The sequence below is a fragment of the Mycolicibacterium boenickei genome, assembly GCF_010731295.1.
Classification (GTDB): Bacteria; Actinomycetota; Actinomycetes; order Mycobacteriales; family Mycobacteriaceae; genus Mycobacterium; species Mycobacterium boenickei.
On record NZ_AP022579.1, the window covers coordinates 982,060 to 1,005,215 of the forward strand.

The 23,156-nt window shown below is 67.4% G+C and carries 16 protein-coding genes; 4 read left to right on the top strand and 12 right to left on the bottom strand.

Translation table 11 applies throughout. From position 1 onward, the window contains the following. Nucleotides 1-714, top strand: a complete 714-nt coding sequence (locus G6N57_RS04485; protein ID WP_077740670.1) for a TetR/AcrR family transcriptional regulator — start codon at nucleotides 1-3, stop codon at nucleotides 712-714. A gap of 105 nt (nucleotides 715-819) precedes the next feature. Then, nucleotides 820-1,797: an oxygenase MpaB family protein gene (locus G6N57_RS04490; protein ID WP_162563944.1), complete on the top strand. Its 978-nt coding sequence runs from the start codon at nucleotides 820-822 to the stop codon at nucleotides 1,795-1,797. On the opposite strand, the gene G6N57_RS04495 is transcribed toward G6N57_RS04490, so the two are convergent. Next, nucleotides 1,794-2,237, bottom strand: a complete 444-nt coding sequence (locus G6N57_RS04495; protein ID WP_162563945.1) for an SRPBCC family protein — start codon at nucleotides 2,235-2,237, stop codon at nucleotides 1,794-1,796. The genes G6N57_RS04490 and G6N57_RS04495 overlap by 4 nt on opposite strands. A 40-nt stretch (nucleotides 2,238-2,277) precedes the next feature. Between G6N57_RS04495 and G6N57_RS04500 the strand changes: the two genes are divergently transcribed. After that, a complete protein-coding gene (locus tag G6N57_RS04500; RefSeq protein ID WP_077741925.1) occupies nucleotides 2,278-2,886 on the top strand; it encodes a TetR/AcrR family transcriptional regulator in 609 nt (202 codons plus the stop codon). A 175-nt stretch (nucleotides 2,887-3,061) separates the two neighbouring features. Here G6N57_RS04500 and G6N57_RS04505 read toward each other — a convergent pair whose 3' ends face one another. From G6N57_RS04505 to G6N57_RS04515, 3 genes are read right to left on the bottom strand one after another with little or no spacing between them, the layout of a single operon-like run. Further along, complete coding sequence (locus G6N57_RS04505) at nucleotides 3,062-4,474, bottom strand: phytoene desaturase family protein (RefSeq protein ID WP_077740673.1); 1,413 nt, start codon at nucleotides 4,472-4,474, stop codon at nucleotides 3,062-3,064. After that, nucleotides 4,471-6,237 (bottom strand): DUF3556 domain-containing protein, encoded by a 1,767-nt coding sequence (locus tag G6N57_RS04510; RefSeq protein ID WP_077740674.1) that lies wholly within the window; start codon nucleotides 6,235-6,237, stop codon nucleotides 4,471-4,473. Before G6N57_RS04510 ends, G6N57_RS04505 begins: the two co-directional genes overlap by 4 nt. Before the next feature lie 24 nt (nucleotides 6,238-6,261). Continuing rightward, nucleotides 6,262-7,731, bottom strand: coding sequence for a class I adenylate-forming enzyme family protein (locus G6N57_RS04515; RefSeq protein ID WP_077741926.1), 1,470 nt, complete (start codon nucleotides 7,729-7,731; stop codon nucleotides 6,262-6,264). Between the two features lie 105 nt (nucleotides 7,732-7,836). Between G6N57_RS04515 and G6N57_RS04520 the strand changes: the two genes are divergently transcribed. Then, on the top strand, nucleotides 7,837-9,102 hold the full coding sequence (locus G6N57_RS04520; RefSeq protein WP_077740675.1) for a PucR family transcriptional regulator: 1,266 nt from the start codon (nucleotides 7,837-7,839) through the stop codon (nucleotides 9,100-9,102). A 10-nt stretch (nucleotides 9,103-9,112) separates the two neighbouring features. Here G6N57_RS04520 and G6N57_RS04525 read toward each other — a convergent pair whose 3' ends face one another. The 8 genes from G6N57_RS04525 to G6N57_RS04560 form a co-directional block, all read right to left on the bottom strand. Next, a complete protein-coding gene (locus tag G6N57_RS04525) occupies nucleotides 9,113-10,666 on the bottom strand; it encodes an acyl-CoA carboxylase subunit beta (RefSeq protein WP_077740676.1) in 1,554 nt (517 codons plus the stop codon). After that, nucleotides 10,663-16,074: a polyketide synthase Pks13 gene (pks13, locus tag G6N57_RS04530; RefSeq protein WP_162563946.1), complete on the bottom strand. Its 5,412-nt coding sequence runs from the start codon at nucleotides 16,072-16,074 to the stop codon at nucleotides 10,663-10,665. The genes G6N57_RS04525 and pks13 overlap by 4 nt, the downstream gene beginning before the upstream one ends. 56 nt (nucleotides 16,075-16,130) lie before the next feature. Next, the gene (fadD32, locus tag G6N57_RS04535) at nucleotides 16,131-18,020 is read right to left on the bottom strand and encodes a long-chain-fatty-acid--AMP ligase FadD32 (protein ID WP_077740678.1); all 1,890 of its coding nucleotides are present in this window, start codon (nucleotides 18,018-18,020) and stop codon (nucleotides 16,131-16,133) included. A gap of 254 nt (nucleotides 18,021-18,274) precedes the next feature. Beyond that, complete coding sequence (gene culp6, locus G6N57_RS04540; protein WP_077740679.1) at nucleotides 18,275-19,291, bottom strand: carboxylesterase Culp6; 1,017 nt, start codon at nucleotides 19,289-19,291, stop codon at nucleotides 18,275-18,277. A gap of 42 nt (nucleotides 19,292-19,333) precedes the next feature. After that, on the bottom strand, nucleotides 19,334-19,783 hold the full coding sequence (locus G6N57_RS04545) for a DUF732 domain-containing protein (RefSeq protein ID WP_077741927.1): 450 nt from the start codon (nucleotides 19,781-19,783) through the stop codon (nucleotides 19,334-19,336). A gap of 75 nt (nucleotides 19,784-19,858) precedes the next feature. Then, a complete protein-coding gene (locus G6N57_RS04550; protein WP_077740680.1) occupies nucleotides 19,859-20,770 on the bottom strand; it encodes an alpha/beta hydrolase-fold protein in 912 nt (303 codons plus the stop codon). 166 nt (nucleotides 20,771-20,936) lie between these two features. After that, complete coding sequence (locus G6N57_RS04555; RefSeq protein WP_036443089.1) at nucleotides 20,937-21,932, bottom strand: esterase family protein; 996 nt, start codon at nucleotides 21,930-21,932, stop codon at nucleotides 20,937-20,939. A gap of 134 nt (nucleotides 21,933-22,066) precedes the next feature. Continuing rightward, the gene (locus G6N57_RS04560; RefSeq protein ID WP_163646597.1) at nucleotides 22,067-23,125 is read right to left on the bottom strand and encodes an esterase family protein; all 1,059 of its coding nucleotides are present in this window, start codon (nucleotides 23,123-23,125) and stop codon (nucleotides 22,067-22,069) included. Nucleotides 23,126-23,156: the final 31 nt, after the last annotated feature.

Here is a 23,156-nt window from a genome sequence, read left to right on the forward strand (position 1 = left end):
GTGACCGAGCCCGACCCTGCCGAGTCCCCTGAGCCCGCGGAACGGATCCGCGGGCTCAGCCGGGACGACGCCCTCGGCGCACTGCCGCGCCACCGGCATGGGCTGTCCCGTAGCGAGGTACGCCGGTCGCAGGAGACGCGAGTACGGGTGGCGACCGTCGAGGTTGTCGCCGAACGCGGCTACGCCGGGGCCAGCGTGCGCGAAATCGCCACCCGGGCCGGGATTTCCACCAAGACGTTCTATGAGCTGCACTCGGACAAGGAGGCCGCCTTCCTCGCGACCTATGCCGCGGTCGACATCCTCGTGGAGCGCATGAGGGAAGCGGCCGCGGCGGCCACGACGGCGGCCGGGGTGATCGAGGCGGGACTGGCGACCTATCTGGGCACCCTCGCGGCCAATCCGGCTTTCACGCAAAGTCTGGTGGTGGAGGCCGTCGCCTCCACCGACCGGATTCGTGAGCGCCGCGCCCAGGGTTTGCGCGACTTCACCGCGACGATGGTGGAAGGGTTGCGCCGGGTCCGCGGACCGGGCGGACCCGATCCGATGCCGACGCCCGACGACCAGATCCTGCTGATCGGTGCCCTCGGCGCAGTCAACGAACTGGTCGTCCAACATCTGGGCTCAGCGCCCGCCTCCACTCTGCTGGATATCACCCCACCTGCACGGGAACTGCTGGCGCGGATGGTTCTGACCACCGACGAACGCCACACCTGACCAGCTGCATTTGACCGCCCCGGACACGACGGTGCTATTGTCGCGCCAGAATGAGAAGACAGGCGTTTTCTCACTTGTTCGCCGATCGCAATGAGGAGTTCCGTCGTGACACAACTGCCCGATGTCGACCCGGAAACCCGTCGCCCCGACGTCACATCCGCCGGGTCGGTCGATGACCCGCTGGCGCCCGGAACGGTCGGTGAATGGGTGTGCGCGCACCCGTTGGTGTTGCTGTACGCCAACGTGCCCGCGCTGATCATGCCGACGCTGTACCCCAGGATCGCCCACGTGCTCAGCGAAAAGGATCGCGCGCTCAACGGCACCGAGGACCTGCCCACACTCCAAGCCGCATCCCGACGGCTGATCAGCACCTACGAAATGGTGATGGGCATCGTCTTTGCCGGCCCCGAAAGCGACGACGTGGCACACGGATTACACGAACTGCACCGTCCGATCACCGGTTCCATGCCCGACGGCAGTTCGTACCACGCCTGGAACAAAGACATGTGGAACTGGACCTGGGGCTCAATCCTCAAGGGCGGCCTGGACATCGCCGACAAATTCGGACTGTTCCGCGATGAACGGGAACGCGAGGAGGCGTATCGCGGCCTGAACGAAGTAGGACGGCGGTTCGGCGTGCGCAGCCTGCCGGACACCTATGACGAGTTCGTCGCCTATTGGCAGCCCATCGTCGAGGATGCCTTGCAGGTCAATCCTCAGGTTCAGTTCATCGTCGACCATGCCCTTCATCCACCGAAGCCACGTGGCTGGGGCCTGGTGCCGATGCCGCTGTGGCGCTTGATCTCCCTGCCGTTGACCCGCACCCTTCGCGTCGGGGTGCTCGCGGGGGTGCCAGAGAAGTTCCATGCCCAGATGGGCTTGCGGACCACGCACATCGATCTACTCGAACGGCGGGTGCACGCCGCCTTCTGGCGGACCATGCCGCGTTCGATCTCAGGACGTTTCGGTCCGACCTACTTCACCCTTCGCCGACGCTTCGGCCAGCCGGGGTGGCGCACCCACTACTCGCGCGAACAGCTGGAAGCCCATCGAGCCGAGTCCGACCGGCTCCGGTTGACCTAGGAGCGACCTTCCGCCGCCGTGACGAGCTTGCGTGACAGCGTCCCGAGCACCACGCGAAGCACCAGCCAGTAGGCCAACCCGACCACCCGCCAACGGGTCTCGTAGCGGCCCCGCCAGGTCACCTGCGTGCCGTGCGCGTCCTGGGTGAACGTCACTTCGGCCTGATAGTCGCGGATCGGACCGTCGGTCAGCATGGTGTAGCCGTGCCTGTGGTCCGGTTCGTGGATCGTGGTCATCTCGCGGGTCGGCTTCTTACGGGTGCCCACCGCTCGAATCGCCCCGACCCCACCGTCATCGGCCGGGCCCCGGGTCTCCCACGCCGAGTAAGGAATCAGGGGCCTGGCCCACTCCGACCACCGGGACCCGTCGGACACGATGGCGAACAAGGTCCGGGGCGAGGCCGTGGTGTGGCGGCGGACGACGCATTCATAGCGGTTCACGGTTCGCGACTTTAACAGAACAGTGTTCTATTATCTGGAAATGCCGGAATCCGCCCCGCCATTCACCCGCGCCCGCAGCGAGGCGCAACGCCGGGACAGGTTGACCCAGCTGACGGCGGCGGCGCGGGATTGCCTGGAGCACACGAGGGCCGCGGCGCTGACGCTGGGCGACGTGGCTGCCGCTGCCGGTCTGGCCAAGTCGGGCATCCTGCGCTACGTCGGCTCACGCGAGGCGCTGCTGCTGCGGGTGATGTACGACGAGCACCTGAGGTGGATCGACGCATTGGCGGACGCGCTCCCCACCAGTTCCCCGGCAAAGGTATTGGCACACACCCTGGCCGCCCGACCGGTGCTGTGCGATCTCATCGCAGCCTCACCGGTCCTGATCAGCCGGCTCAGCCCAGACGACCTGGCCGTGCTCTCGGCTCAGGCGCAGGAAGCTCAGCGGCGGCTCGGTTCCGCGCTGCGGCAATCGCTTCCGCTGTCCGAAAAGCAGCTCGCGTCGCTGACGGCCGCCGTGCACGCCTTCACCGGGACGACGTGGGCGTGGACGGCGCCGGATTCTGCCGGGCGCAACGCCATGGTGACCGATTTCGAGTCCACCGTGGGCGGGCTACTCGACATCTTCATCGCGGGCCTGCAGTCCTGAAACCTGCCGGTCCACCGGAAAACGAACGCACAAGCGGGATTTCAGCCAATCCGGCTTGCCTGTGGATAACTTGTGGATGGTTTCCGGCAGACGCCGCGTCACCGCTGTTCACCGGGCCCGCCGTTGAATTACACGCTTGTGAGTAAGACTGTGGGTCGAGGGCCCCGCCGCAAACTCACCGCCTCAGCGTAGCGAGGGCGACCTGGGCCGCGTTCACGCCGCACATGCCGTGTGCGCCGGGACCCGGCGGCGTGGCCGCCGAGCACAGGTAGCTGCCTGCACCAATCCGGTAGGGCTGCAGGGTAATCCGCGGGCCGAACACCAATTGGCGGATGTCCTTGGCGCCCGTACAGATGTCACCACCGACGTAGTTTGCGTTGTACACCGACATCTCGGTCGTCGACCGCACCGCCGTTCCGACGATCCGGTCACGGAACCCGGGGGCGAACCGCTCGAACTGCCCGATGATCGCCTCCGTGGCGTCACCGGTGTAGCCGTGCGGGACATGGGCATACGAATACACCGGGTTGATGTTGCCGACCGAACGGCCTGGGTCGGCGACGAACTGCTGACCGACGAGTACGAACGGTCGCTCCGGCATCCGGCCTGCGTGAATCTCCCGCTCGGTCTCCGCGATCTCGGCGAAGCCTCCGCCCAGATGCACTGTCCCGGCGCCGCCGACCTCGGGATTGGCCCATGGCACCGGACCCTCGACCGCGAAGTCGACCTTGAATGCGCCCGGACCGTAACGGAATCCACCAAGGCCGCGGGCCACCCGGCGAGGCAACCGATCACTCATGATGTCGACGACGGCTGTCGGCGCGAGGTCGAACATCGTCACATCGGCCGGCGGAAGCTGCGCCGAGGACGTGACGCGGACACCGGTTTCCACCTTGACGCCCAGCTCCGCGAGTACGGCCGCCAACGCATCGGTGATGGCTTGCGAACCGCCTTGCGCCACCGCCCACCCGTGCCGGTGCCCCGCCGTGATGATGCCGAGGCCGATGGCAGAGGTCAGCGGATAGTGCAAGGGCCGGAAGGTGTGTGCGGCAACGCCGCCGAACAGGGCCCGGGCGCGCTCGGTGCGGAACAGCCGGGACAACGCCGACGCGGGCAGCACCGTGGGCGCACCGAATCGCGCCAACACCAACGGATGCTTCGGCACCCGCAGCAGCGGTCCCATGATGTCCTGCGACAGCGTGTCGAACTTCGCCGACGGCCCACCGAAGGCGCGTCGCCACCGCCCGCCGTCGGCGCCCAACGCCACGGCGGTCTCGTCGATGCTGCGGTACAGCAGGCCGGCATCACCGTCGTCGAGCGGATGCGCACAGTCGACCGCAGGCCATTTCCACTGCAGACCATGACGTTCCAGGCCGAGACCTTCGAGGAAGGCCGAGCCGACCGCCATCGGGTGGATGGCCGCGCAGTTGTCGTAGACGAGGCCCGCTACGGGGCCCTCGCTGGACCGCACGCCGCCGCCGATCTCGTCCTCAGCCTCCAGCACTGTGACGTCCACTCCGGCCGTGGCCAGCGTGATGGCCGCCGCGAGCCCGTTGGGCCCGCTGCCTACGACCACCGCGGTACTCATGCGTCGACTCCGGCCCGCCGCCACGTCACGTTCAGCGGGATCGGCCCGTTGGGCAGCCACGGCTGCTCGTCGACCAGGTCGGCCACATTCCAAGTGCCCCGCTCGATCACGCCGAGTGCCGCGTCAATCACCTTGTACTCCTGGGTCCGACGGTGGATCGGCTGCGATTCCACCCATGCCACCACGAACTCGCCCGGTTCGAACTGCGCCTCGGACTGGATCGCGGCGATCAGATCTTCATTGTGCAGGTGCCCGTCACCGAAGTTGAAACCGATGATGGTGTTGCACGACATCTCCCCCTCACGCACGGTGCGAGTGTCGATGTCCGGAAGAGATTTCAACAGCACCGAATAGAGGCCGCGTCCCTGGCTGTGCATGGCGCGCCACGCCGTGACCTGCTGGGTGAACACCTCGGCCACCACCGGATCCCAGCCGAAGTCGATGTACTGGTCGACGGTGTTGGGTGCGGATCGCGTGACCCGGTTCAGCTTCTGCTCGGCCCCCGGGGTGAAGGTCCACACCGCCGAGGCCCAGTTGCCCGCGTACTGCCGCATCGCAGGCAGGAACGACACCAGGTCGGGCCGGAAGTTGCCCAGCGCCGGGAAGAAGCACAGCCCGATCAGCAGCACCACAGTCAGCCACGGCGAAGACATGTCCCAGGCCGCGTAGCCATCCCAGTTCGGGAAGCCGAGGAACAGGAAGACCGTGAGGTAGGCGAACAGCACATTCCACTCGACCGGAACCGCCAGCGGGAACGTCGAAATGATGAACAGGTGGAAGCACACCATGATCGCGACCGCACCGACCGTGAGCCACGGCCACGGCGACAGCAACAGCGCCAGCGGGGCGACGATCTCCACGAAACTGCCCGGCCCGTGCGCCATGAAGGTCGCCAGATGCGACGGACGCAGATCCTCCGGGTAGTTGCGGTAATGGGCGCGCTTGAGCCACTTGACCGGGATCGTCGGGCTGTTGCTCACCATCGGCGGGATGACGTTGGTGAAATGCACGCCGAACTTCGAGATGCCCGCCCAAATCCACACGGTGCCGATCAGCAGCTTGCCGGCGATGATCATGTCGACGAACGGCAGCGTGGCGAAGAACAGCAACGCAGGCAGGTATTGCTCGCCGCGGGCCGCCAGGAAGATCGTCTTGTCCCGCAACCCGAGTACGACCAGCAGCACCATCGGCACGACGAGCAACACCGGGTTCACCAGACCCGAGGTGTTGTCCGGCAGGACCGCACTCAGCGAATCGCTGTGCACACCCGGCGCCACCAGCGCCACCACCACCGCGGCTGTCAGCGCCAGGTACACGATCACGTCGAACCGGGTGCGACGGTCACCGTCGGTGAACGGCACCGCCTTCCATGGCCGCAGCCGAATCGTGTTGAGCTTGGCCCAGAATCGGTAACCGCCCGTCATCGGTTTGGTCTTGCCGGCCAACGGGCCCCACGATCCGGCCAGCCCGAGGAGCTCCAGCAGGATGGTCCACAGGATCAGCTTCTGGTAGACGATGGGCTGATTCCACCAGTCGGCCGGCTGCCAGAACGCGGGCAGATGAGATGTCGCGGTAGCGATGGTGACACCGGCGAGCGCATAGAAGAACACCAGCTTGACGATGTAGAGCACGTGGATCATCCGGGGCGCGCCGAGCCCGTGGTCCACCCACTTGAGGCTCATGATCCGGAGGCGCTCCCGCAGCGGCAGGCGGAGAAACTCTTCGAGGTCCCCCTCGGGCAGGGTGGGTTTGACGAATCCCATGACGAGCTCCTTTGTGATTCCAGGCTAGGACCGCGTAGCCGCGGCGGTGAGGGTTTTACGGAGCGCCGGCTTGTCGATCTTGCCGACCGGATTCTTGGGCAACTCGGGAAGAACGGTGATCTCCACGGGCAGCTTGTATTTCGACAGCGACCCGGTCAGGTGCTCGCGGATCCGGCCGACGCTCAGCTCGGCGTCCGGGTTCAGTGACACGAACAGCACGGGCACCTCGCCGTACACCGGGTCGGCACGTCCGACGACGGCGGCCTCGGCCACCTCGGCGAGGTGGTGGACGACGGTCTCGATCTCCTTGGGGTAGATGTTCTCCCCGCCGCGGATGATCATGTCCTTGGCCCGGTCCACCAGTACCAGGTATCCGTCTTCGTCGAACCGGCCGACATCTCCGGTGCGCAGCCAGCCGTCGACCAACGTCTTCGCCGTCTCTTCCGGGCGGTTGAGGTAACCGCGCATGACGTTGGGGCCCTTGATCACGACTTCGCCGACCTGTCCGTCGGGCAGGACCGCCCCGTCCGCGCCGATGATCCGGATCTCCTGACCCGGCAACGGGATACCGACCGTGCCCGGCTTGCGCTTGCCGTGCAGCGGATTGCCGGTGCTGGCGCACGACCCTTCGGAGAGGCCGTAGCCCTCGATGAGGGCGATGCCAAAGCGGCGCTCGAACCGATCGAGGAGCTCGACGCTCGCCGGCGCGGCGCCGCACACCGCGAACCGCACCGAGCTCGTGTCGGGCCGCACCTCGGCGGGCAGCCCGGCCAGCATGGTGTAGATGGTGGGTACCGCGGAAAAGTAGGTGGCCCGGGTGGTTTCGATGCGGTCGAAGAACGTGGCCGGGTTGAAGCGGCCTGCGATGGTGGCCCGGCCGCCCGCGATCAGCGGGGACAGGGTGCTGACCACGATGCCGTTGACGTGGAACAGCGGCAGGATCAGCAGGCTGTGGTCGGTCTGGGTGAGCTCGAAGCCCTGGATCACCATGTCGCACATGGCATTGACGTTGGCGTGGTCCAGCATCACGCCCTTGGGCCGCCCCGTGGTGCCGCTGGTGTAGATCAGCAGGGCCAGCGCATCGTCGGCGGTCTCGACGGGCGCGACCGGCTCCGGTGATCCGGCCGCCAGTGCGTCGAGGGTCAGCACCGGCACCTCGGCCTGGCTCCCGGGATCCACGTCGACGACAAGCACCTTGGAGCCGGCGTCGGCGACCTGATAGGCCACCTCGGCAGGCACCAGCGTCGGGCTGATCGGCGTGACGGCGGCACCGAGGCGCCAGGCCGCGAAGAGCACCACGACGAACTCGACGCGGTTGGGCAACTTCAGGGCGACGACATCGCCGGGCCCCACACCGGCCGCACGCAGCGCGGCGGCGGCCCGGGTCACGGCGTCGAGAAAACCGGCGTTGTCCAGATCGAGAGCGTCGTCGGCCACGGCGGGGGCGTGTGGCGCCGCCGCGGACCGGACGTCTGGCAGGGAGGCGAGGAACATGTCACGAAGGTAGAAATTTGTGTCCGCCGCCACACCATCGCGTGGCGATGAAGTCAGCCTGGCGATTTGTTGCCCGGAAACAAAAAAGCGATCTAGGGTCAGCGCATGGATTCTGCGGTCGCGGCCGCTTCCACCGTGGTGATGGACCGGTTGATAGCCCGTCAAGGCGCGGTGAGTCACTCCGTGCAACAGGCCCTGGCCAGCCAGATCACCCAGCTGCGCGGCGACAGGGAGCTCGTCCAGCTGCTCGGCGCCAGCGTCGCGGGCAACGTCGAGACCATCTTCAACGCGCTGCGCCACGACATATCGCTGGACAACATCGAACCGCCCACCGCGGCCCTTGAGTACGCCCGGCGGGTGGCGCAGCGCGGGGTTCCGATGGACGCCCTGGTGCGGGCCTACCGGTTGGGCCACTCACTGGTGATCGACGCCGCGTCCGACGAAGTCAACGCCGCCGAACTGGACGCACGGACAGGGCTGGCGGTGTTCGAGCGGATCACCGCGGTGTCGTTCCGCTACATCGACTGGATCAGCCAGCAGGTGGTGGTGGTCTACGAGGAAGAGCGCGACCGGTGGCTGGCCAACCGGAACAGTGCCCGGGCGCTGCGGGTGCGTGAGGTGCTCGACGCCCCGGCCTCTGCCCCGGCCGCCGATCCGGAGGCGCTCACCGCGGCGCTGCGATACCCCGTGCAGCGCACGCATCTGGCCGTCGTGTTGTGGTGGCCCGCCGACTCGGAACACGAAGACGGGCTGGGCCGGCTGGAATCGGTGCTCCGGGACCTCGCGGAAGCCCTAGGGGCACAAGGAAGTCCGCTGTTCGTCGCGGCGGACCGCAACACCGGGTGGGGGTGGATTCCGCTGTCGGCGGCCGCGGCGGCGACAGCGGTCGACGTTGCCCGGACCGATCTCACCGCACGCGCCGGCGCGCCCGCCGCCGCACTTGGCACCCCGCTGTACGGCGTCGACGGCTTCCGCAGATCGCACCGCCGGGCCGTGAAGGCCCGTGGCGTCGCACTCGCCGCCGGCACCGGCGGCGTCACCGCTGCCGACGACCCCGGACTGGCCGCCGCCGCCCTACTGGGTGAAAACCTGGACGATGCACGGGAATTCGTATCCCAGACGCTGGGCGCACTGGCCTCGGACACCGCCAACGACGCCCGGCTGCGCGAAACCCTGCGGGTGTATCTGCACGACGGTGCCAGCTACAAGTCGGCGGGCGAGAAACTCAACCTGCACTTCAACTCGGTCAAATACCGGGTCGGCCGCGCCGAGGAGCGCCGCGGCAGGCCCGTCGACGACGACAGACTCGACGTCGAACTGGCCCTGCTGCTGTGCCACCGGTACGGCACCGCGGTGCTGACCGGTTCCTGAACCCGCGTCGTTAGATCGGGGTCAGGCCGTGCTTGCGCTGAACCTTGGGCATGTTCTGCTTGTCCCGCAACAGGTGCAGGGACTTGCGCAGGAGCAGCCGGGTCTCGTGCGGCTGGATCACTCCGTCGATGTAGCCGCGCTCAGCGGCGATCCACGGAGTGGCCAGGTTGAGGTTGTAGCCCTCGATGAAGTCAGCACGGATCTTCTGCACCTCGGGTGCGGTCGGATCCGGGAACCGCTTGACCAACAGCTGCGCTGCGCCCTCGGCGCCGATCACTGCGATACGTGCGGTCGGCCAGGCGAAGTTCAGGTCCGCGGACAGCTGCTTGGAACCCATCACCGCATACCCACCGCCGTAGGCCTTGCGGATGATGATGGTCACCTTCGGCACATCGGCCTCGACGATCGCGTTGAAGAACCGGCCGCCGCGCTTGATGATGCCCTTCTCCTCCTCGGCGAAGCCCGGCATGGCGCCGGGAGTGTCCACGACGAAAACCAAAGGCAGGTTGAAGGAGTCGCAGAACCGGATGAAGCTGGCGGCCTTGTCGGATGCATCGGTGTCCACCACGCCGGACAGGTGCATGGGCTGATTGGCGATCACACCGACCGGCCGGCCGTCCACCCGGGCGAACGCGGTGATCATGGCCGGGCCGCGCTTCTCCGCGATCTCGAAGATGTCACCGTCGTCGAAGATCCGCAGCAGGATCTCGTGCATGTCGTAGGACGTGTTGTCGGCGTCCGGGACGATCGAATCCAGCTCCAGATCGTGCGGGGTGATCTCCGGTTCCAGACCCGGGTTCACGATCGGCGCGTCGTCGAAGTGGTTGGACGGCAGGAACGAAAGGTAGTCACGGACGTACTGGAACGCTGCGGCCTCGTCCTCGACAACCTTGTGGATGTTGCCGCGCTGGGCCTGTACGTCGGCGCCGCCGAGTTCATCGAAGGTCACGTCCTCGCCGGTGACGTCCTTGATCACGTCGGGTCCGGTGATGAACATGTAGCCCTGATCGCGCACCGCCACCAGCAGATCCGTCTGGATCGGCGAATACACCGCTCCGCCTGCGCATTTGCCCAGGATGATCGAGATCTCCGGCACCAGACCGCGCAGCATTTCGTGGCGACGGCCCAGCTCGGCGTACCAGGCCAGCGAGGTCACCGCGTCCTGAATACGGGCGCCGGCCGAGTCGTTGATGCCGATGATCGGGCAGCCGACCATGGCCACCCACTCCATCAGCTTGGCCACCTTGCGGCCGAACATCTCGCCGACCGAGCCCTGGAACACCGTCTGGTCGTGGCTGAACACACCGACCGGGCGGCCGTTGATGGTGCCATGGCCGGTGACGACACCGTCGCCGAAGAGCGCGTTGGGGTCACCGGGAGTGCGCGCCAACGCACCGATCTCCAGGAAGCTGCCCGGATCCAGCAGCGCGTGAATCCTGGCCCGTGCGGACGGGATGCCCTTCTTGTCCCGGCGGGCCTTGGCCTTCTCATCGCCCGGATCGGCAGCCAGTTCCAGCTTTTCGCGGAGCTCGGCCAGCAGTTCAGCCGTGGTCTTGTTCGTCACTTGCTCTCGCTCTCCGCTTCGATACGGTTGATCGCCTCGCTCATGTGAGCACCCACTTTGGCAATGTACGGCTCATCGATGGCCTGAATGTGCTCGCCCCCGATGTGCACGACCTCCAGGTCCGAGGCCGCTTCGCCCCAGCCGCCGTCAGGCTGACGGGTGGCATACGCGGGCTCGAACACGATGGCGTCATCGTGGTAGCGGTCGGCCATGTAGAGGGTGACGTGCCCGTCGTACGGCTGGATCTCGATGGTGTCGAGCGCGCGGTTGTCCAGATAGGACGTGCGCTGATGCTCGATGATCCCGCCGGGGATCTGCACACCGCTCTGCGCGACGACGTCGAGAACGAACTTCACCTGGCCCTCGTCGTCGAGCTTCTCGAGCTCCTCGTAAGGGATTTCCGGGACCTCGACGTTGAAGGTGCGCTCGGCGAACCGCGCGTAACGGTCCCAACGGGCCCGCATCCCCGCCTGGCTCTGGTCGATCGGCTCACCGGGGCGAACACAGTCGATCAGGCCCACGAACCGGACATCGGCGCCGGCCTGCTTCAGGCCGATCGCGCAGGCATAGGCCAGCGCCCCGCCCAGCGACCAGCCCGCCAGGACGAACGGACCCTTGTGCATCTCCAGCAGCTTCGGCACGTACTCGGCGGCGCGCTCCTCGATGGAGCCCTCGACGCGCTCGATGCCGTAGATCGGAGTGTCGGCAGGCAGCCGCTTGATCAACGGCTCGTAGACGACGGTGGATCCGCCGGCCGGGTGGAACACGAACAAAGGAACGTGCGAGGTTCCCTCTTTCGGCGCCCGCAGCGTACGCACGAAACCGTCCACCACGCCCTCTTCGAGCTGATCGCGCACGATCGTGGACAGCTCTTCGATGGTCTTGGCCGACCGGACCTGCTCGACCGTCACGGTGCCCTCGGCGCGCTCGGAGAGCCGCTCGGACAGCTTGGTCGCCGTCTCGACGTCGACGAAGGGCAGCTCGTTGAAGATGCCGCCCGGCGACTTGCCGGTGACGATCGCCCAGGTGGCGAAGGTGACCCGCTCCGCGGCGTCACGCGGGGGCACGTCGGCGCCCAGCGCCTCGGTGACCGCCTCCTGGGTCAGCACCTTGGCCGCAGCCGCGGCCGCGGTGGCCTTGCTGGGACCGGACGGATCCGATGGCGGAGCCGGGATCGATGGCCCGCTCGGATCCGACGGAGGCGCCGGGATGTCGCTTGCTGCAGCGGCTTCCGTTTCAGCCGCTTCGCCTGCCTCTTCGGCCTTCTCCGCCAACGGATGTCCGGCCTCGGCCAGCTTGGCCTCGAGCTCGGCGACCGTGGAGGCACCACCCAGGAGTTCGGACTGCTCGGCCGCGATCTCCTCGGCCGTCTTGCCCTTCTGGGACTCGGCGATCTGATCGACCTCGTCACGGTGCTCGATCGCGTACTTGATGAGCTCTTCGACGTTGTACAGGTTGGCGTCACGCACCGCGGTCAGCTGAATCGGCGGCAGGTCGAAGTCGTACTCGACCCGGTTCTTGATGCGCACTGCCATCAGGGAATCCAGGCCCAGCTCGATCAGCGGCACCTCCCACGGCAGGTCTTCGGGCTCGTAGCCCATGGCGCCGCCGACGATGGTGCCGAGGCGCTGCGCGATGGTCTCACCGGAGTCCGGCGACCACTTGGCAAAGCCCGCACCGAGGTTGGCGCCCTGGGTGAGGTTGTCCGTCAGAATCTCGGCGTCGTCTTCCGGCTCGGGCTCGGCCAGCGCCGGCGCGGCCGAAACCTGCTCCGCCACAACACCGGCACCGACGGCGGTCGGCAGCGTGGTCGCCGCACCGCCACGGGTCACGATCGCGTCGTAGACCAGGGTGAACGACTCGTCGATCCGCGCATGCACCTGCACCGAGGCGCCACCCGGATGCCGGGTCAGCGTGGTGACCAGGCGGGAGCCCTCGGCGGGCACCGCCCGCTGCTCCGAAGCGGTCAGCTTGGCGTCCGGAAGCACCTGCGCGGCAGCGGCTTTCACCAGGGCGGCCAGGTCAGCGGTGCCCTTCGACACGAACTCCCAGACGTGCTTGCCGTCGGGTGTCGCGACGTGGTTGCCGGGCATCACCGCGGAGCTGTCGCCGGTGAAGTGCGCGTCCAGCCAGTGCTGCTTGCGCTTGAACTTGGTCGGCGGGATGTTGGCGAAGTCCAGTGCGCCGGCCAGGCCGGTGGACTTACGCGGGAACAGGGTCCGCAGATCCAGGTCATGGCCGTGGACGAACAGGTGGGCCATCGCCGTGACCATGGACTCGACCTCGTCCTGCTTGCGGGCCAGGGTCGCGATCAGCTGCGCGTCGTGCAGGCCGGCCGAAGCCGTCGTCAGCCCAACCTGCATGAGCGCCACCGGGTTCGGTGCCAGCTCCAGGAACGTGGTGTGGCCGTTGTCCACGGCGTTACGGATGCCGTGGGTGAAGTAGACGCTGTGCCGCAGGCCCTTCTTCCAGTAGTCCACGTCGTGGATCGGCTCGGCGCCGGCCCGGATGAACTTGCCCTCGTGCACGGTCGAGAAGTAGCCGGTGGTCAGCGGATGGGGTTCGATCCCCTGGATCTCCGCGGACAGCTCACCGAGCAGCGGGTCCATCTGCTGAGTGTGGCTGGCGCCCTTGGTCTGGAGCTTGCGGGCGAACTTGCCCTCGGACTCCGCCCTGGCGATGATCGCGTCGATCTGCTCCGGCGGGCCGCCGATGACGGTCTGGGTCGGCGCGGCGTAGACACACACCTCAAGACCCGGGTAATCGGCGAACACCGTCTTGATCTCGTCGGCCGAGTACTCGACCAGCGCCATCAGGCGGATGTACTCGCCGAACAGCATTGCCTCACCCTCACCCATCAGGTGGGCACGCGAGCAGATGGTCCGGGTGGCATCGGCCAGCGACAAGCCGCCGGAGAAGTAGGCGGCGGCCGCCTCACCGAGCGACTGCCCCACCACCGCACCGGGTTTCGCACCGTGGGCTTTGAGGAACTCACCGAGCGCGATCTGGATGGCGAAGATCACCGTCTGGACCACTTCGATGGGGTACTCGCAGGTTTCGTTCGTGTAGTCGATCGCGTCGTCGAGGATCAGTTCGACGACCGAGTACCCGCGCTCGTCCTGGATGTGCGCGTCGACCTTGTTGATCCACTCTGCGAAGACCGGCTCGCGCAGGTACAGCTCTTTGCCCATCTTGCGGTGCTGCGCACCGAAGCCGGCGAGCACCCACACGGGGCCGTTGGTGACCGGACCGTCGGCCGAGATCACGCTCGGGTGCTGCTTGCCCTCGGCGACGGCCCGCAGGCCCTTGATCGCCTCGTCGTGGTCGTGGGCCAGCACGATGGCACGCGAGCGCCCGTGGTTGCGGCGCGACAGCGAGCGGCCGATGGACTCGAGCGACGACGCCCGGCCCTCGTCGCTGTCGATCCAGTCCGCCAGCGCGGCGGCGGCGACCTTCTTGCGTGAGGTCAGGAAGGCCGAGACGGCAAGCGGGACAACCTTCTTGACCGGCTCGGCGGCGTCTGCGGCGGCCAGCTCCTCGCGGGCCTTCTCGATCAGGCGCTTGGCCTCGTCGGTCAGACCGGGGAGTTCGTGGTTGGCTTCATCGTACGCCGGGTACTCGTCGGACCCGGATTCATCGTCGTCGTGGATGAACTCGCCGTACTCGTCCATCCGGACGCCACCGACGTAGACGGCGTTGGCGTCATCGGCGGCCGACTTGTCCTCGACCACTTCGGGTTCCGGCTCCGGCTCGACCAGATCCGAGGGCAGCACCTCGCGCAGCACCAGGTGCGCGTTGGCGCCACCGAAGCCGAAGCCCGACACACCGGCGATCGCATGACCGCTGTAGCGCGGCCACTCCGAGACGGTGTCGTTGACCTTGAGGTGCTCTTTGTCGAAGTCGATGTACGGGTTGGGACCGGCGTAGTTGATCGACGGCGGCAGCTTGTCGTTGGCCAGCGACAGCGTCATCTTCGCCAGGCTCGCCGCACCCGCCGCCGACTCCAGGTGACCCACATTGGATTTCACCGCACCCAGCAGGGCGGGCTTGTCGGCGTCGCGACCGCGCCCGACCACGCGCCCCAGGGCGTCGGCCTCGATCGGGTCACCCAGGATGGTGCCGGTGCCGTGCGCCTCGATGTAGTCGACGGTCCGCGGGTTGATCCCGGCGTCCTTGTACGCCTTACGCAGAACCGCTTCCTGCGCATCGGGATTGGGGGCGAGCAGGCCGTTGGACCGGCCGTCGTGGTTGATCGCGCTACCGGCGATGACGGCCAGGATCTGGTCGCCGTCGCGGCGGGCGTCGGACACCCGCTTGAGCACCAGCATGCCGCCGCCCTCGGACCGGGCGTAGCCGTCGGCGTCCGAGGAGAACGACTTGATGCGGCCGTCCGGGGCCAGCACGCCACCGACCTCGTCGAAGCCGACCGTCACCATGGGGGTGATCAACGCGTTGACACCACCGACGATGGCCACGTCGGCCTCACCGGAGCGCAGCGCCTGCACGCCCTGGTGGGCTGCCACCAGCGAGCTCGAGCACGCGGTGTCGACGGCGACCGACGGGCCGCGGAAGTCGTAGAAGTACGAAACCCGGTTGGCGATGATCGAGCTCGCGGTTCCGGTGATGGCGTACGGGTGGGTCACCGACGGATCGGAGACCGCCAGGAACTGATAGTCGTTGGTCGAATTGCCGACGAACACACCGACACTCGTGCCGCGCAGGCTCGACGCCGGGATCCGGGCGTGCTCCAGGGCCTCCCAGGTCAGCTCCAGCGCCATGCGCTGCTGCGGGTCGATGTTGTCGGCCTCCATCTTCGACAGCGCGAAGAACTCGGAGTCGAAACCCTTGATGTCCGACAGATAGCCGCCGCGGGTGCGCGCCTTGGCGACACGCTCGGCGATCCGGGGCTCGGAGAGGAACTCCTCCCACCGGCCCTCGGGCAGGTCGGTGATGCAGTCCTTGCCTGCGAGCAGGGCGTCCCACATCTCGTCGGGGGTGTTGAGGTCGCCCGGGAATCGGGTCGCCACACCGACGATCGCGATGTCTTCCACGTCGCGATCCCGCGTCCAGTCCTCGTCGTCGGTGCTCTCGGGCTCGGGCTCGCCCTCGACGATCACCGTCGCCAGTGCCTCGATCGTGGGGTGCCGGAACAGCACCGTGGCCGTCAGCGTGACACCGGTCAGGTCCTCGATGTCGCTGGCCATGGCCACCGCGTCACGCGAGGACAGGCCCAGCTCGATCAGCGGGGTGGTCTCGTCGATCGCGTCGGCCGACTGCCCCGTGGCGTTGGCGACCGCCTTGCGCAGCCACTCACGCATCTCCGCGACGGTCAGGTCGGGGCGCGACGCTGGTGTCCCGGCGGGCTGGGTGCCCTCTGGAAGATTCGAATTGCTTTGTGTTTCATCCATATTCAGGTCACCTTTGTCTCAACCGGCCGAGAGTCGGCGGTGTAGGTCAGCTCAGCTCAGTCCGTCTCGTCGGGGAACGCGTTGGCAATCTTGCCGCTGCGCAGTGTGCCGTCCAGGTACGCCGAACGGCAGGCCCGACGGCCGATCTTGCCGCTGGAGGTACGCGGGATGGCGCCGGCCGCGGTCAGCAGCACGTCGCGGACGGTGACGCCGTGGCGCACGGCGATCGCGGCCCGGATGTCATCGGTGATCGGGCCGACCTCGAGCTTGTGCGCACCGGGGGCGCGCTCGGCGACGATCACCAGCTGCTCGGAGGTGTCGTCCTCATCGCGGTGCAGACCCGAGTGCGCGTTCTCGAACACCTCGTCGGGCAGCTGGTTGGCCGGCACCGAGAAGGCCGCGACGTAGCCGGTGCGCAGCGCCTTGCTGGCCTCCTGCGCCGAGTACTCCAGGTCCTGCGGGTAGTGGTTGCGGCCGTCGATGATCACCAGGTCCTTGACGCGGCCGGTGATGTACAGGTCGCCGTCGTAGAAGGCGCCGTAGTCGCCGGTACGAACCCAGGTGGCGTCGTCTTCGGCGCCCTCGGCGTGCGACGGGCTGGTCCGCGACTTCAGCGTGTTCTGGAAGACGTTGACAGTCTCTTCCGGCTTCCCCCAGTAGCCCGTGCCCATGTTCTGGCCGCTCATCCAGATCTCGCCGATCTGGCCGTCGGGCAGCTCGGTCGCGCTCTCGGCGTCCACGATGACGGCCCACTCCGATACGCCGACCCGGCCGGCCGAGGCCTGGGCGACCGCCTTGGGCGAGTCAGCGTCCACCTCGACGATCCGGCCCGTGTTGAGCTCGTCGCGGTCGACGTAGATGATCTTGGGCTCTTCGGCGGACGGCGTGGTCGACACCATCAACGTGGCCTCGGCCAGGCCGTAGGACGGCTTGATCGCCTTGGCCGGGAAGCCGAACGGGCTGAAGGCCTCGTTGAACCGGCGCACGGTGGCTGCCGAGATCGGCTCGCTGCCGTTGAGCACGGCCTTGACGTTGGAGAGATCGAGTGGCTCGCCGTCCTTCGGCACGCCACGAGCAGCCGCGTGGTCGAACGCGAAGTTCGGGGCCACCGAGATGACGCCGCCGGTGTCACCTTCCTTGCGGGCCATCTCCCGGATCCACCGTTCGGGCCTGCGCACGAAGGCGGCCGGGGTCATGAAGGTGAAGTAGTGGCCGATCATCGGGGCGATCAGCGCGGTGATCAGACCCATGTCGTGGAAGAACGGCAGCCAGGACAGACCACGGTCGCCCTCTTCGCCCTCGAGCGCCTCGACGATCTGCACGATGTTGGTCGCCATGTTCAGGTGCGTGATCTGAACACCGGTCGGGATGCGGGTCGAGCCCGAGGTGTACTGCAGGTACGCGATGGTGGTCTCGTCCGGACCCTCCGGGTGGATCCAGGTGGCCGCGACGTCGTCCGGAACGGCGTCGACGGCGATGACGCGGGGACGCTGGTTGGCCGGACGGCTGCGGAAGAACTTCCGTACGCCCTCCGCGGCCTCGGTGGTGGTCAGGATCGCCGACGGGTGGCAGTTGTCCAGCACGGCGTGCAGGCGGCCCACGTGACCGGGCTCGGACGGATCGAACAGCGGCACCGCGATGCGCCCGGCGTAGATCGCGCCGAAGAAGGCGACCAGGTAGTCCAGGTTCTGCGGGCACAGGATGGCGACGCGATCACCGGGCTGGGTGACCTGCTGAAGGCGAGCGGCCACCGCCTTGTTACGGGCACTGAACTGGGACCAGGTCAGGTCGCGGGCGACGCCGTCACGTTCGGTGGAGAAGTCCAGGAAGCGGTATGCCAGCTTGTCGCTGCGGACCTTGGCCCAGCGCTCGACATGCTCGACGACGCTGGCTCCGTCAGGGAACTTGATCTGACCGTCCTTGATGAACGGATTGATGAACGGCATTTAACTTCTCCTGTCAGAGCCGTACTCGTCGCGTTGTCGCACGTCACTGGCGGTGCGTTGCAGCCACTCGGCGGCCTTACGTACCCAAACCCGGACGATCGTACCGGGCGCGGCGACCACGCCCACGAGTCAGCTGACGGCTCTAGTCAACCAACCACGCACGCGCGAAGCTCTTATTTTTCTCTTAATGTTAGGGGACCGTGACGGTCCCGGCCAAATCCGCCACGCGAGTCGCGTCCCGGGCGTGTTCGGTGTCAACCGTGCTTCGGATGCGGCGCGTTGTCCACCAGGTCCTTGGCCCAGGCCAGAGTCCACTGGGTCGCGGTCTGCCCGTTCTCCACCCAGAACTGCGGGGTGTTGTACAGCGCGTGCACCGGACCGGCGGCGCTGCCGGTCAGTGTCTCCAGCGTCTTGGGCAGATTGAAGATCGAGAACGCCTCCTCGGGCGCCGAGCAGATCAAATCGCCCTTGCCGCAGATCTGGTTGGTCCGGTCGTTGAGCGCACCGAAGCCGCCCTGCCGGGGGCCCGTCATGGTCAGACCCATCTCGGACAGCACCGGAACCTCGTGCAGGGTGATCTCGGCGCCCTGGCCCGGCGGGTTGGGGCCGATGTCCTGCCCGACACCGAGCTGGCGGCGGCCGTCGGCGATCAGCGTCACGCCCAGCACCAGGTCCTCGTCGACCGGGCCGCGTCCGTTGCCGATGTCGCTGGCCAGGTCACCACCGATCACCGCGCCCTGCGAGAATCCGGCGATCACGTAGCTCGTCAGCGGGCAGCGGTCGTTCATGTCCGTCATGGCCTTGACCGCGGTGCGCTTCCCCTCCGCGCGGCTGTCGTTGTACGACATCTGCTTGTCGGCGGCGAACGGGTTATGGAACTGCGCGGTGTACGGCACCGTGTAGACCTCAAGGCGTGCCTTGTCGAACTGCTCGGCCATCGGCCTGCTGACATTGGTCATCAGCGACAGCGGGAACTGCGTCGGGTTGAACGGGTCATCCAGCGGCGACGACTCCCACGTGCCGGGGATGGACACCATCATCACGTCGGGACAGTCGGCGGACTGGAACTCCGGGCGCGGCTTACGCGTCGTCGACGGGCCGCCAGGCACCCCGGCCGGAGGCTGAGCCGTCGGCGGGGCCGAGGGGGTTTCGGGACGGCGCATCACGATCACCACGATCGTCACCACCAGCACCACGACGAGTGCCATCGCCGCGGCGGCGATCAGGGCCAGGATGCGGTGACGCTTCCTGCGGCTGGCATTTTTGGCCATGGGTTACTCGGGCTCCTCGCGTGCGGTGCGGTGATCTGCTTCTCAGCAGAGATGTTCGGTGGCGGTGCGGATGTAGTCGGTGGCGGCGGTGTCGATCTCACCGGGGGTCGGGCTTTCCTGACCGGTCCGGGCCGCCCGGACATCGCTGCGCACCAGCGGAAGGACGAAATCGCGCACGGCCTGGTCATTCTGCCTGGCGGCGCGGGCCTGGCACACGTAGGACCCGATCGACAGCGCCAACAGCTCACTGGACGGGGTGATCCCGGCGGCCTTGAGTTCATCGAGGTAGGTGTGCTGCTGCGACGTGAGCTCCAGCTCGCCGCCACGGACCTGCTGCGGCTGGGCGGATGCCGCCTGCGGCTGTGCCCCGTTGACCTGTGACGTGGGCAGAGCCAGCGGCGCCATGATGTCACCGCCCGCATCGCATGCCGTGAGCAACGACGCAGCGGACACCGCTACCACCAGGGTGGCCGACCGTACCGTGTGCTGCACGCTTCCACCGTACCGGCTGGTGAAAAGTGCCCCGGCGCAGCTGATTCTGGTCATTCCGGCGGGCCGCCCGGATGTCTACTTGATGGTCGCGACCAGTTCGCCGGACATCTGCGCCAGCTGCGGGGCCCAGCTGCCCCAGTCGTGCTGGCCACCGGACGGGATGTCGAAGTGCCCGTTGCTGCCGCCGACGGCGCGGTAGTGCTGGTAGAACGACCTGTTGCTGCCCTGCGCCTGATCGCAGACACCGATCATCGCGGCGGGGTCGCTGCAGGTGAGCGTGCCCGGGCTGTACACCCACAGCCGCGTGTTGGCATCGGCCAGCAGCTGCACGTGCACGTCGGGGTCATGCCACTTCCAGCGGCCCAGCTGTGGGGCACCCCACATGCCGTAGCTGTCCACTCCGCCGAACTCCGCGAGCCCGGCCGTGATCGCGCCGTTGAGGGTGGTGGCCGACGGGGTCAGGAAACCCGACAGCGATCCGGCGAACCGGAACCGGTCGGGGTGGAACGCGGCCAGCGTCAACGCGGCGGTACCGCCCTGCGAGGCGCCCACGATCCCGTGCCCGCCCGGGGCCAGACCCTTGTTGGCGGCCAGCCAGTCCGGCAGCTCGGCCGACAGGAAGGTCTCCCACTGCTTGCTGCCGTCCTGCTCCCAGTTGGTGTAGAGGCTCCACGCGCCGCCCGCCGGGGCCGCCACCGAGATACCGCGGCCGGCCAGGGTCGACATGGCGTGGCCGGCGTTGACCCAGTTGCTCACGTCGGGAGCCGCATTGAACGCGTCGAGCAGGAACACGGCGTGCGGGCCACCGCCCTGGAATGCCACGGGAATGTCGCGGCCCATGGCAGCCGAGGGGACTATCAGGTACTCGACCCCATCGGCACGCGCCGGAGCACCCGTCGTCGCCGACACCGCCCAGAGGCCGGCACCGAGCACCGGGGCCAGCAGGGCCAGCAGCATCGCCCGCATCAGACTCAACGCACGCCTCATCATCAACCTCTCCTGCTGCCGGTCGCTCGAAGTGCCCCCGCACACGTAACCCGCGTTGTAGTGAACCACATCGCAACCACAGCCGGGGCCCAGAAACGGCTGACGGCGGCGACCCCGTGGGGATCGCCGCCGTCTTCCTGTCTCAGCTGGTGCTACCTACGTCCGCTCAGGCGGTCGGGGTCGCGCCCAGGACACGCTGCAGGTCAGGCTTCATGGCCTGCAGCTGCTGGCCCCAGTAGGCCCAGTTGTGCGTACCGCTCTGCGGGAAGTTGAACACCGCGTTCTTGCCACCGGCTGCGATGTACTTCTCCTGGAAGGTGGAGTTCGTCCGGCAGACGAAGCCCTCGAGGAACTTGGCGGGCAGGTCGGTGCCACCGAGCTCGCCCGGCTTGCCGTTACCGCAGTACACCCACAGGCGCGTGCCGTTGTTGGCCAGGGTCGCGACGTTCTCGGTCGGGTCGTTGGCCTTCCAGGCGTTGTTCGGGTCGCCCGTCGAGCCCCACATGTCGTCGGCCTTGTAGCCACCGGCGTCACCCATGGAGACACCGATCAGCATCGGCCACCAGCCCTCGGACGGGTTCAACGTGCCCGACAGCGAGGATGCGTAGATGAACTGATCCGGGTGGCGAGCCGACAGCATCAGCGCCGACGAACCGGCCATCGACAGACCGACCACGGCGCTGCCGGTCGACTTCACGTCCTTGTTGGCCGCCAGCCACGCCGGGAGCTCCTGGGTCAGGAAGGTCTCCCACTTGTAGGTCTTGCAGCCGCCGTCCTTGCTGCCACACGCCGGCTTGTACCAGTCGCTGTAGAAGCTGGACTGGCCACCGACCGGCATGACGACCGAGATGCCCGAGTTCAGGAACCACTCGAACGTCGGCAGTTCGATGTCCCAGCCGTTCTGATCTTCGCGAGCGCGCATACCGTCGAGCAGGTACAGCGCGGGTGCGCCCGCGCCACCGCTCTGGAACTCGACCTTGATGTCACGTCCCATCGCTGCCGACGGAACTTCGAGATACTCGACCGGCAGGCCAGGTCGAGACCAGGCTCCAGCGGTCGCCGAGCCGCCTACGACGCCAACCAGGCCAGGCAGCACGGCTGCTGCGGCGACCGCAACCGTCAACCGGCGCGACAGGCCGCGCATCTTCCCAACGAACTTCATACCGCTCCCTATCTGATCTCTTCTTCGTATTCCGCACATCGATTCGCACCGACGTAAGCGGCTCACGTGCCCGTGTAGTCAACCACACGAACGCGTGGTGCTTCTCTGCAGCAGTTGTCGTCCCTGGTCGCCCCTCAGCCGTTGATGGTCGCGATCAGGTCTGGTTTCAAGGCCTGCAACTGAGCCGCCCAGTACGGCCAGGCATGGTTGCCCGCCGGTGGGAAGTGAAAGCTCCCGTTGTTGCCGCCCGCCTTGACGTAGGCGTCCTGAAAATCCTTGTTGCTCTTGATTGCCAGCGTTTCCAGGCTGCTGGCGCTCATCGCGAGATTCGGGTCGGAACCCTCGTCGAGCCCGGTGGCACCGCCCGGCGCGCAGTACACCCACAGCCGGGTGCCGTTCGCCACGATCTTGGCGACCTGCTTGATCGGGTCGTTGCGCTTCCAGGCGCCGTCCCACGGCAGACCCCACATGTTGTCGACGTTGTAGCGGCCCGCATCGAGCATCGCGACCCGGATTGCCTGTTGCATCAGCAGAGCCGACGGGTTGAGGAAACCCGACAGCGATGCGGCATAGCTGAACTGACCAGGGTGGTAGGCCGACAGGATCAGCGCGGCACCGCCCGACATGGACAGCCCGACCACCGCGTTGCCCGTCGGGGAGACCTGCTTCTTGGCCGAAAGGTACGCCGGGAGCTCCTGTGTGAGGAACGTCTCCCATTTGTAGGTGTAGGTCTGCTTGTTCAGAGTCGACGGCGAGTACCAGTCGCTGTAGAAGCTGGACTGCCCGCCGACCGGCATCACCGTCGAGATGCCGGAACCGTAGAACCACTCGAACGCGGGGGTGTTGATGTCCCAGCCGCTGAAGTCATCCTGGGCACGCATGCCGTCCAGCAGGTAGACCGCCTTGCTCGGGCCGCTCGGCGCGGTCGCCGGGGCCGGCTCGGCCGGGGCGCCCTCGGTGGTGCTCGCCGGAGCGGGCGCCGACGCCGGACCCTGGAACTGCACGCGGATGCTGCGACCCATCGACGGCGAGTACACGTCGAGGTACTCGACCGGCAGCCCCTCGCGGGAGAAGGCCCCCGCGGGCGGCGCCGCCGCGAGCGCCCCGAGAGTGGGCAGCATCGCGATCGCGGCCGTGGCCGTCAGCAGGCGCCGGCCCCAATGGCGCACGACGGAGACACCAGAGGTCAGCATCGGTTTTTTCGTACCGTCCATTCAAGATCTG

Excerpts from the sequence above, each read along its gene's own strand:
- G6N57_RS04500 (WP_077741925.1), top strand. The coding sequence starts at position 2,278 with ATGCCGGAATCCGCCCCGCCATTCACCCGCGCCCGCAGCGAGGCGCAA.
- G6N57_RS04505 (WP_077740673.1), bottom strand. The coding sequence starts at position 4,474 with ATGAGTACCGCGGTGGTCGTAGGCAGCGGGCCCAACGGGCTCGCGGCG.
- G6N57_RS04510 (WP_077740674.1), bottom strand. The coding sequence starts at position 6,237 with ATGGGATTCGTCAAACCCACCCTGCCCGAGGGGGACCTCGAAGAGTTT.
- G6N57_RS04515 (WP_077741926.1), bottom strand. The coding sequence starts at position 7,731 with ATGTTCCTCGCCTCCCTGCCAGACGTCCGGTCCGCGGCGGCGCCACAC.
- G6N57_RS04520 (WP_077740675.1), top strand. The coding sequence starts at position 7,837 with ATGGATTCTGCGGTCGCGGCCGCTTCCACCGTGGTGATGGACCGGTTG.
- pks13 (WP_162563946.1), bottom strand. The coding sequence starts at position 16,074 with ATGGATGAAACACAAAGCAATTCGAATCTTCCAGAGGGCACCCAGCCC.
- fadD32 (WP_077740678.1), bottom strand. The coding sequence starts at position 18,020 with ATGCCGTTCATCAATCCGTTCATCAAGGACGGTCAGATCAAGTTCCCT.
- culp6 (WP_077740679.1), bottom strand. The coding sequence starts at position 19,291 with ATGGCCAAAAATGCCAGCCGCAGGAAGCGTCACCGCATCCTGGCCCTG.
- G6N57_RS04550 (WP_077740680.1), bottom strand. The coding sequence starts at position 20,770 with ATGAGGCGTGCGTTGAGTCTGATGCGGGCGATGCTGCTGGCCCTGCTG.
- G6N57_RS04555 (WP_036443089.1), bottom strand. The coding sequence starts at position 21,932 with ATGAAGTTCGTTGGGAAGATGCGCGGCCTGTCGCGCCGGTTGACGGTT.
- G6N57_RS04560 (WP_163646597.1), bottom strand. The coding sequence starts at position 23,125 with ATGCTGACCTCTGGTGTCTCCGTCGTGCGCCATTGGGGCCGGCGCCTG.